Source organism: Cryobacterium sp. MDB2-A-1 (assembly GCF_004402675.1).
In the GTDB taxonomy this organism is placed as follows: domain Bacteria; phylum Actinomycetota; class Actinomycetes; order Actinomycetales; family Microbacteriaceae; genus Cryobacterium; species Cryobacterium glucosi.
Genome location: NZ_SOFK01000033.1, coordinates 1 through 6072, shown reverse-complemented (window position 1 = coordinate 6072; position 6072 = coordinate 1). Strand labels below are relative to the sequence as shown.

Here is a 6072-nt window from a genome sequence, read left to right as displayed (position 1 = left end):
TCGCTCACGGTGACGGCGGGGGAGATCCATGCGATCTGCGGTGAGAACGGGGCGGGCAAGTCGACCCTGATGAAGGTGCTCTCGGGCGTCTACCCGTATGGCACCTACAGCGGGGACATCGTGTTCCAGGGAAAGGACGTCCATTTCAAGGACATTCGCTCCAGCGAAGCGGCTGGCATCGCGATTATCCACCAGGAACTCGCGCTCATCCCTGAACTCTCGATCACCGAGAACATCTTCCTCGGCAATGAGCCCACCAGATGGGGTGCCATCGATTGGATCAAGGCCAAGAAGACCGCTTTGGAACTTCTTGCCCGGGTCGGCCTCCGCGATGACCCTGACACCTTGATCAAGAACATCGGCGTCGGTAAGCAACAATTGGTTGAGATCGCCAAGGCGCTCAACAAGTCGGTTAAGGTCCTGATTCTGGACGAGCCGACGGCGGCCCTCAACGAAGCGGACTCTCAGCATCTGCTTGACTTGATTCGGGGGCTCAAAGGCAAGGGCATCAGTTCCATCATGATCTCGCACAAGCTGAACGAGATCGAGCAGGTCGCCGATTCCATCACCATCATTCGCGACGGCAAGACCATCGAAACACTCGACGTCGTCAACGACGGCGTCAACGAGGACCGCATCATTCGTGGCATGGTCGGCCGGAGCCTCGAAAGCCGGTTCCCGGAGCACACCCCCGACATTGGCGAGGTGTTCTTCGAGGTACGCGACTGGAATGTGCAACACCCGCAGGTACCCGAGCGGATGGTCGTGAAGAACTCGAGCCTTAATGTTCGCCGGGGCGAGATTGTCGGCATTGCCGGCCTAATGGGTGCCGGGCGAACGGAGCTTGCGATGAGTATCTTCGGCCGCTCTTACGGCAACTACTTGTCAGGCCGCCTATTCAAGGACGGCGTGGAAATCGAGCTCCGCAGCGTTTCGGATGCCATTGACCACGGTCTTGCCTACGTGAGTGAGGATCGCAAGGCGTTGGGTTTGAACCTGCTCGATGACGTGAAACGGTCGATCGTGTCCGCGAAGCTGTCTAAGATCTCCCGCGGCCCTGTTGTCAACGACGAGAAGGAATACGCAATCGCGGAAAGCTTCCGCACGAGCCTACGAATCAAAACGTCGAGCGTGGACGCGGGTGTGAACAAGCTCTCGGGCGGCAACCAGCAGAAAGTCGTGCTGGCTAAGTGGATGTTCACCGATCCGGACCTTTTGATCCTCGACGAGCCGACCCGGGGCATCGATGTCGGCGCGAAGTACGAGATTTACGGCATCATCCAGAAACTGGCCTCCCAGGGTAAGGGAGTGGTCCTGATCTCCTCGGAGCTGCCCGAGCTGCTGGGCCTCGCCGACCGCATTTACACGGTCTTCGAGGGAGCAATCACCAATTGCATCCTCGCGGCGGAGGCCGACCCCGAAACCCTGATGAAGAGCATGACCAGCGCCCGGAAGAAGGCCTACAGCAAATGAGCCAGCAGTTGAATACCGAAAAGAACACGAGCGGAGGGATCCGTGACCTGCGGAGAATGTTCGGCGGCGGCAGGTCCAGTCTGCGCCAGTTCGGGATCCTGTTCAGCCTGATCGCGATCATCGTGCTGTTCCAATACCTGACGCACGGCCTGACACTGTCTTCGGGCAACCTGATCAACCTCGTTAGCCAGTATTCCTACATCCTGATCCTCGCGATCGGCATGGTGATGGTCATCATCGCGGGCCACATTGACCTCTCTGTCGGGTCCGTTGCGGCTTTTGCCGGCATCGTCGTGGCGACCTCAATGCAGGACTGGCACTTCCCTTGGCCGGTTGCCATCGTGTTCGGCCTCGTCGTTGGTGCCCTAATTGGGGCGTGGCAAGGTTTCTGGGTTGCCTATATCGGCGTGCCGGCCTTCATCGTCACCCTCGCCGGGATGCTCATATTCCGAGGCGGTAACCAACTCATCGGCAACGCGAACACGGTCCCCGTCCCAGAAGGCTTCACCGTCATCGGTGCCGGATATCTCCCGGAGGTGGGCCCGTACACGGGGTACAACAACCTCACGCTTCTGCTCGGACTGATTGTCGTGATCGCCGTGGTCATGTCTGAGTGGCGCAGCCGAAAGGTGCAGCGGATCATGGGCTCTAGTCCCGCCCCACTCTGGGTGAGCGCGGTAAAGGTCGTACTCCTCAGCAGCGTCGTCGTATATGCGACGGTACTGTTCGCGGGTGGGCGCACCGGAACGAGCTTCCCCGTTTCAGGAATCATCCTCGGAGTACTCGTGTTGTTCTACGCCTTCGTGACGAAGAACACGATCTTCGGACGCCACATCTACGCCGTCGGCGGAAACAAGCTCGCGGCCGAACTCTCCGGCGTCAAGTCCCGCCGGGTCAACTTTCTCGTCATGATGAACATGTCGATCCTCGCGGCCCTGGCCGGGATGATCTTCGTAGCCCGCTCGGTCGCCTCTGGTCCACAGGACGGCCTCAGCTGGGAACTCGACGCGATCGCCGCGGTCTTCATCGGAGGCGCCGCCGTGTCCGGCGGCATCGGCACCGTGACCGGTTCCATCGTCGGTGGGCTCGTGATGGCTGTGCTTAACAACGGCCTGCAACTGCTCGGCGTCGGCGCGGACCGCGTACAGATCATCAAGGGCCTCGTACTCCTGGTCGCAGTGGGAGTGGACGTCTTGAACAAGAGCCAAGGCCGACCATCAATCATTGGACTCCTCACCCGCAACCGCAAGACAAATGAGTTCCCGCCCGAACCACCCCTCGTTGTGCCCGGATCTGGAACACCAGACACCGCGAGGCCCACGGCGACCCTGTCGTCGTGACCTCGGCCGCGCCCTCTCCCCACACCTTCACCACCCTGCCCAACACCACTGAGAAGAAAGCGAAACACACATGAAAAAACTCCTCGCGACCACAGCAATAGCCGCGGTGGCACTGATGGCACTCTCCGGGTGTTCCACCCGGAGCGACACGAGCAGCGGATCGACGGCTGCAGCGGCCGGCTTCGCCGCTGACTCGTTGATCGGAGTCGCCCTTCCGTCAAAGACGTCGGAGAACTGGGTCCTCGCTGGCGGACTCTTCGAAGACGGTCTCAAGTCTGCGGGCTTCACAGGGGACGTGCAGTATGCGGGCGCGTCCACCACGGTCAAGGACCAGCAAGACCAGATCTCCGCGATGGTCACCAAGGGCGCCAAGGTCATCATCATCGGCGCGGCCGACGGCGGCCAGCTCAGCACCCAGGTCAAGGCAGCCCACGACGCCGGCGCGATCGTGATCGCCTACGACCGGCTCATCCTGAACACCGCCGACGTGGACTACTACGTCGCCTACGACAACTTCAAGGTGGGCGCCCTCCAGGGCCAGGCACTGATCGATGGGCTCAAGGCCAAAAAGGCGAGCGGCCCGTACAACATCGAACTGTTCTCAGGCTCCTCCGACGACGCCAACTCAGCAGTCTTCTTCAAGGGCGCCATGAGCGTCCTCCAGCCGAAGATCGATGACGGCACCCTCGTCGTCGGCTCCGGCCAGGTCGACATCAAGCAGACGGCGACCGCCGCCTGGAAAGCCGAGAACGCGCAGAGCCGGATGGACTCTCTCCTGACCAGCACCTACGGAACCAAGACGATCGATGGAGTTCTCTCACCCAACGACACGCTCGCACGGGCAATCATCACCTCGGTGAAGTCCTCCGGTAAGCCCATTCCTGTGGTCACGGGTCAGGACTCCGAAGCGGAGTCAGTCAAGTCGATCATGGCAGGCGAACAGTACTCAACAATCAACAAGGACACTCGCGTGCTCGTCACCCAAGCGATCACCATGGCCCAGAAACTTCAGAAGGGCGAAACCCCCGAGGTCAACGACACCAAGTCCTACGACAACGGCAAGAAGGTCGTCCCCGCCTTCTTGCTACCGCCCGTCATCGTGACCAAGGCCAACGCAGCAGAGGCCTACGCGAACGACCCGAAACTCGCACCGCTCACCAAATAATCCCATAACCGCTGCAGCATCCAACGGCATCAGGGCCGGCCTCACACGAGGTCGGCCCTGAGGCATTCATACCCTCGCCGGCACTCACAAGTGGCATCGATTCTCGGTCAGATCGGTGGTCACGATCGGCGGAATACTGGCCGACTACAGCTCGGAACCGGCCGACTGCAGGCCTTCTCGTGACCTACGCAAAGACGGCGTTGTTCATCGTTTCTCTCCCGCGAAAGATCTGGTCGTATGCGGTGAGGCATCGTTTTTTGGGGGTTCCGAGGAGCCAGTTGTGCCAGATTCATGCGGCAAGGGCGAGGCGGCGACCGGCAACGCGGAAGTAGACGCCGGGGACGGTGCGTCCACCGTGGTCTTCGAGGGTGAGTTTTCCTTTGAGGGTGTCGAAGAAGGACTCGACCCATTGGCGGATTCCGCCGAGTTTCCCGAAGCATCTTTTCGCGCCCGTGCGCCATTTTATAAGGAATTCTATGACCGAGTAAACGATTCGTTTACTCGGGGCTATATCGTTTTAGTTATGGAACTTGCGACGAACCCGTTCAAGCCCGGCGCGGGACGGGTGCCACCTCTTCTTGCCGGCCGGTCCGACCTCCTCCGTGAATTCCGTAACCGGCTCTACCAGGCGCGGGAAACGGGGGAGGGGGAACGACCCTGGATCCTCTCTGGGCTCCGCGGAGTGGGGAAGACCGTCTTGCTCAACCAGCTCGGACGCGATGCAGCCGAACTCAAGCTGGTTTTTGTGAAGGTCGAAGCCTCGAGCGGTAAGCCGTTGGCCGTCGCGTTGGCCAAGGAACTCCACCTCGCGCTTCGACGAATCCTCTCAAGCTCTGACCGCGCAAAAGCGCTCTGGTCCAAGGCCGCCAGCGTGTTGCATTCCTTCCAAGTGCGTGTCGACCCGTCAGGGACCTACTCCTTCACTGTCGACGTCGATCCGGAGCCTGGCGTGGCTGACAGCGGCGATCTCGCCGTCGATCTCCAAGAGCTCCTAGAAACCATTGGGCTTGCTGCGCGTGAGGCCAACACGGTCATTTTGCTGGCCGTCGATGAACTCCAAGAAGCCTCATTCGAGGACCTCGCTGCGCTCAACGTGGCCCTGCACAATCTGGGCCAAGATGTCTTCCCCGTCCCCGTCGTCTTCGTTGGAGCAGGGTTGCCGTCCCTGCCTGCCGTGCTCGCCGATGCAACCAGCTACGCGGAGCGCCTCTATGACTATCGCCAGATCGGGTTGCTCGACACGACCGCAACCTCTGACGCCCTCACCGCCCCGACCCGTGCCAACGGAGTCGACTGGGAGCCTGACGCCCTGGATGCAGCGGTGACAGCAACTGGGGGATACCCCTATTTTATCCAAGCCTGTGGAAGCCATGTCTGGGCCGTGCGAGCCACGGACACCATTACTCTTCAAGACGCCCAAATCGGCATCGAGTCAGCGCGAACTGAGGTCGAGCAGGGTCTCTACCAATCGAGATGGGAGCGGGCCACCCCGACACAGCGGGCCTTCATGTCCGCAATGGCCAGCGACAACGACGCCCCCTCATCAATGGCCGAACTCGTGACCCGTTTGCGGAAGAAACGCACTACGGACCTCTCCGTCAATCGCCGAGACTTGATACGGAGCGGACACATCTACACGCCCGAACGCGGTTTCGTCGCATTCACCGTGCCCGGCATGGCCGACTTCATCACCAGACAAGGCCAATAGCCCGCAAGGCACCCGCGTCGACATCGGCACCTACCCGTGAGCAATGAACGACCGTGCCGCAGCGACCACGATCGGCCCGACTACAACCAACGGCTCACCACGCAACAAGGCCACGGGAGACTTGTCACCCAACTCCGGATTCATCCCTTGAAACCACGCCTGGACAATCGTCGCTCTCTCTCGTTCACTCAAAATGCCGGCCACATAAAAAGAGGTACGCAATCGCTGGACGACGTCCGCGCCAGGTACACGGGAACCGTCCGCCCATTCACGCACAGAGCGGGTGTTCGACACCCGGCCCAGATAAGCGACGAGCTGGGCGCCGAGGAGCTCGCGGAGACCCGTGACAATCCCGCCGGTATCCAGCCGCACAGAGTCCTCGTACG

The 6072-nt window shown here is 60.9% G+C and carries 5 protein-coding genes and 1 pseudogene; 4 read left to right on the top strand and 2 right to left on the bottom strand.

Annotated features, from left to right (window positions below; translation table 11 throughout):
- The 3 genes from mmsA to E3O39_RS14240 form a co-directional block, all read left to right on the top strand.
- A partial coding sequence (mmsA, locus tag E3O39_RS14250) for a multiple monosaccharide ABC transporter ATP-binding protein (protein WP_134450108.1) occupies positions 1-1473 on the top strand: 1473 nt, incomplete at its 5' end.
- Positions 1470-2813, top strand: coding sequence for a multiple monosaccharide ABC transporter permease (mmsB, locus tag E3O39_RS14245; RefSeq protein WP_134450107.1), 1344 nt, complete (start codon positions 1470-1472; stop codon positions 2811-2813). The genes mmsA and mmsB, both read left to right, overlap by 4 nt.
- A 70-nt stretch (positions 2814-2883) precedes the next feature.
- Complete coding sequence (locus E3O39_RS14240) at positions 2884-3978, top strand: sugar-binding protein (RefSeq protein WP_134450106.1); 1095 nt, start codon at positions 2884-2886, stop codon at positions 3976-3978.
- Between the two features lie 292 nt (positions 3979-4270).
- On the opposite strand, the pseudogene E3O39_RS19060 reads toward E3O39_RS14240, so the two are convergent.
- A pseudogene (locus E3O39_RS19060) lies at positions 4271-4423 on the bottom strand (IS982 family transposase); the annotation flags it as partial.
- Between the two features lie 78 nt (positions 4424-4501).
- Between E3O39_RS19060 and E3O39_RS19555 the strand changes: the two are divergent.
- A complete protein-coding gene (locus tag E3O39_RS19555; protein ID WP_241985091.1) occupies positions 4502-5686 on the top strand; it encodes an ATP-binding protein in 1185 nt (394 codons plus the stop codon).
- 30 nt (positions 5687-5716) lie between these two features.
- Here the strand turns inward: E3O39_RS19555 and E3O39_RS14230 are convergent.
- A partial coding sequence (locus E3O39_RS14230) for a hypothetical protein (protein ID WP_206751193.1) occupies positions 5717-6072 on the bottom strand: 356 nt, incomplete at its 5' end.

Coding starts and splice junctions, on each gene's coding strand:
- mmsB (WP_134450107.1), top strand. CDS start 1,470: ATGAGCCAGCAGTTGAATACCGAAAAGAACACGAGCGGAGGGATCCGT.
- E3O39_RS19555 (WP_241985091.1), top strand. CDS start 4,502: ATGGAACTTGCGACGAACCCGTTCAAGCCCGGCGCGGGACGGGTGCCA.
- E3O39_RS14240 (WP_134450106.1), top strand. CDS start 2,884: ATGAAAAAACTCCTCGCGACCACAGCAATAGCCGCGGTGGCACTGATG.